The organism is Mesorhizobium sp. M7A.F.Ca.CA.004.04.2.1 (assembly GCF_004022825.1).
Taxonomy (GTDB): Bacteria; Pseudomonadota; Alphaproteobacteria; order Rhizobiales; family Rhizobiaceae; genus Mesorhizobium.
In genome coordinates, this window is sequence record NZ_RZPH01000826.1 from 1 (window position 1) to 2,758 (window position 2,758).

4 protein-coding genes are annotated in these 2,758 nt (G+C 60.8%); all 4 read left to right on the forward strand.

All coding sequences use genetic code 11. The features are described from left to right. Positions 1-14 precede the first annotated feature (14 nt). Positions 15-920 carry a sugar ABC transporter permease gene (locus EN893_RS27700; protein WP_023812446.1) on the forward strand — a complete coding sequence of 302 codons (906 nt, stop codon included), beginning with the start codon at positions 15-17 and terminating at the stop codon, positions 918-920. A gap of 1 nt (position 921) precedes the next feature. After that, positions 922-1,881 carry a carbohydrate ABC transporter permease gene (locus EN893_RS27705; protein ID WP_127268334.1) on the forward strand — a complete coding sequence of 320 codons (960 nt, stop codon included), beginning with the start codon at positions 922-924 and terminating at the stop codon, positions 1,879-1,881. Further along, positions 1,878-2,099 (forward strand): hypothetical protein, encoded by a 222-nt coding sequence (locus tag EN893_RS27710; RefSeq protein WP_127268335.1) that lies wholly within the window; start codon positions 1,878-1,880, stop codon positions 2,097-2,099. Before EN893_RS27705 ends, EN893_RS27710 begins: the two co-directional genes overlap by 4 nt. Next, positions 2,096-2,758: ABC transporter ATP-binding protein (locus EN893_RS27715; protein WP_164901159.1), on the forward strand; the 663-nt coding region annotated here is incomplete at its 3' end. The genes EN893_RS27710 and EN893_RS27715, both read left to right, overlap by 4 nt.

Genomic DNA, 2,758 nt, shown 5'->3' on the forward strand with positions numbered 1-2,758 from the left:
GGAAGGAACTGGCCTTGGCCACTGCAGTCATGACCACGCTGGATCCCAACTCGCGCTCCGCCACCCGCGGCATGAGCGATCTCACGATCCGAAATCTCTTCATCATTCCGACGATCGTTTTCCTGATCGTCTTCAACATCTTTCCACTGCTCTATTCGCTCGGCTATTCGTTCACCGACTTTCGCGCGTCGAGCCCGGCGGCGGCCAATTTCGTCGGACTGCAGAATTACCGCGAACTGCTGAACGACCCGTTCATCTGGTCGAATTTCGCCATCACCGCCAAATATGTCATCGTCTCCGTGGTCGGTCAGGTCATCGTCGGCTTTGGCGTGGCGTTGCTGCTCAACCGCGATATCCCGCTGAAGGGCCTGCTGACGACACTGCTGCTGTTGCCGATGATGCTGTCGATGGCCGTCGTCGGTCTGTTCTGGAAACTGCTCTATGATCCATCATGGGGTGTCATCAACTATGCACTCGGCCTCGGCAATTTCGAGTGGCTGTCCAACCCTGACATGGCGCTCTACGCGGTTGCCATCACCGACATCTGGATGTGGTCGCCCTTCGTCATGCTGCTGTCGCTTGCCGGCCTGTCGGCAGTGCCGAAGCACCTCTACGAGGCGGCGGCGATCGACCGCGCCGGCTCGTTCTATACCTTCTTTCGCATTACGCTGCCGCTGGTCGCGCCGATTCTGATGATCGCGATCATCTTCCGCACCATGGAGGCGTTCAAGACCTTCGATCTCGCCTACATCCTGACCAGCCAGCCAACCACCGAGGTGATCTCGATCCGGCTCTACAAGATGGCGTTCCAGGAATGGCAGACCGGGCGCTCCTGCGCGCTTGCCTACATCGTGCTGATCATGGTGCTGGCTATCACCAACATCTACGTCAAATACCTCAACAAGGTGAAGGAGCGCTGAGATGGCCGCCGTCCGCACTTCTTCCGAAATCGGCTTCAATCGCGTCGCCATCGTCGTCGTCCTTTTGGTGACGATCATCTTCCTGGCGCCGATCTACTGGATCGCCTCGACGGCGTTCAAGCCGCGCAATCTTGCCACGACCATCCCGCCGACGGTGGTGTTCCAGCCGGAGATATCGCCCTTCGTCAAACTGTTCACCAAGCGCTCGCAACTGCGCAGCGCGCCGACGCCGGAAGAGTATGCGGCAGCGCCCTGGTGGGAGCGCGTCGTCTTCGACGGCGGTGAAAAGATCGTGCGCGACGGCAAGGGCCAGGTGCAATGGTCCGGCTATCCGAGCCGCTTCATGAACTCGCTGATCATCGCCATCACCTCCACGGTGCTGGCGGTCGGCATGGGCACCTTCACCGCCTATGGCTTTTCGCGCTTCAAGGTGAAGGGGGAGGCTGACCTGCTCTTCTTCATCCTGTCGACACGCATGCTCCCGCCGGTGGTGGTGGCGATCCCGATGTTCCTGATGTACCGGGCGGTCGGCCTCAACGACACGCATGTGGGCCTGATCATCCTCTACACCGCGTTCAACCTGTCCTTCTCGGTGTGGCTGATGAAGGGTTTTATGGATGAGATACCGAAAGAGTATGAAGAGGCGGCCCTGGTCGACGGTTACACGCGCATGGAGGCCTTCTTCAAGATCGTGCTGCCCGAGGCGGCCACCGGCATCGCCGCCACCGCGGTGTTCTGCTTCATCACCGCGTGGAACGAATATGCCTTCGCACTGATCATGACCAACCGCCGCGCCCAGACCGCACCGCCCTTCATCCCGAGCCAGGTCGGCTCGGGCCTGCCGGACTGGACGGTGATCGCCGCCGGAACCTTTCTATTCCTGCTGCCGGTCGCGATCTTCACGTTCCTGCTCCGCAACCATCTGCTGCGCGGCATGTCCTTCGGAGCGATTCGCAAATGAGCTTTCGTGCCATCAACCAGAAATATCTGGAGCCCGGTTCGCAGGTGCTGATGGTGCTCGGCATCATAGCACTCTGCCAGCCCTGGAACCTGTTGTTGCACACATATGGCCTGACCATCATCCTGATCGGGCTGGTCGGCTTCAACGTAACCTCCAAGATCGCGCCTGAGGAAAAGGCCGGCACCGGCCAGGTGCGCAATCCGGGAGCACAGCATTGACCCAGATCGAGCTTCGCGGCGTCCAGAAATTCTTCGGCGCCGTCCAGGTCATCAAGGACCTGAACCTCAAGATCGCCGACAACGAGTTCATCGTTCTGCTCGGCCAGTCGGGCTGCGGCAAGACGACGACGCTGCGGGCCATCGCCGGGCTGGAAACGATCGACGAGGGCGACATCCTCATCGACGGCAAACCGATCCAGCATCTAAAGGCCGCCGACCGCGACATTGCCATGGTCTTCCAGTCGTTCTCGCTCTATCCGCATATGAGCGTCTACGAGAACATCGCCTTCCCCTTGCGCGCCACGCGCAAGAGCAAGACGGAGATCGACAGCGAGGTTCGCTCCGTCGCCAAGACGCTGCAAATCACCGATCTGCTGGACAAGAAGCCATCGGCGCTCTCGGGTGGCGACATGCAGCGCGTCGCCATTGGCCGGGCGCTGGTGCGGCGGCCGAAGGCCATGCTGATGGACGAGCCGATCGGCGCGCTCGACGCCAAGCTGCGCGAGGAGATGCGCGCGGAAATCAAGCGGCTGCACATCAAGCAGGGGTCGACAACCATCTATGTGACGCACGACCAGATCGAGGCGATGAGCCTCGCCGACCGCATCGTCATCATGCATGAAGGCGTGCTGCAGCAGGTCGGCTCGCCCGACGAGGTC

Bases quoted from the DNA above. Each gene is read 5' to 3' on its own strand.
- EN893_RS27705 (WP_127268334.1), top strand. From the start codon at position 922: ATGGCCGCCGTCCGCACTTCTTCCGAAATCGGCTTCAATCGCGTCGCC.
- EN893_RS27710 (WP_127268335.1), top strand. From the start codon at position 1,878: ATGAGCTTTCGTGCCATCAACCAGAAATATCTGGAGCCCGGTTCGCAG.